This is a genomic window from Stenotrophomonas sp. 3(2025), from assembly GCF_052665395.1.
On the sequence record NZ_JBQOIF010000056.1, the window covers coordinates 1 to 356 of the forward strand.

Genomic DNA, 356 nt, shown 5'->3' on the forward strand with positions numbered 1-356 from the left:
GTGGTGGAGCCAAGCGGGATCGAACCGCTGACCTCCTGCATGCCATGCAGGCGCTCTCCCAGCTGAGCTATGGCCCCGTGTTACCGAGCCGCCTATCATACCTGCCTGTTCACATTTGTGGAAGCTTTTTTTGAAGCTTTTTCATCGAATCGTTCATTGCCGCAAGGGCAGGGAGCGTTCCGACGCCACAACCTGAATGCCGGTGGGCGGTGAACAAAAAAGACCCGGTTATCGGCCGGGTCCTCGTTGTTCATGATGAGTGGCGTCCCCACGGGGATTCGAACCCCGGTCGCCACCGTGAAAGGGTGATGTCCTAGGCCTCTAGACGATGGGGACGCAGATCTCATCAATGGACG

General features: G+C 57.9%; 2 tRNA genes. Both read right to left on the bottom strand.

From position 1 onward, the window contains the following. Position 1 precedes the first annotated feature (1 nt). Positions 2-77 (bottom strand) — tRNA-Ala (locus ACUXVE_RS20075). A gap of 183 nt (positions 78-260) precedes the next feature. Beyond that, a tRNA-Glu gene (locus ACUXVE_RS20080) sits at positions 261-336 on the bottom strand. Positions 337-356: the final 20 nt, after the last annotated feature.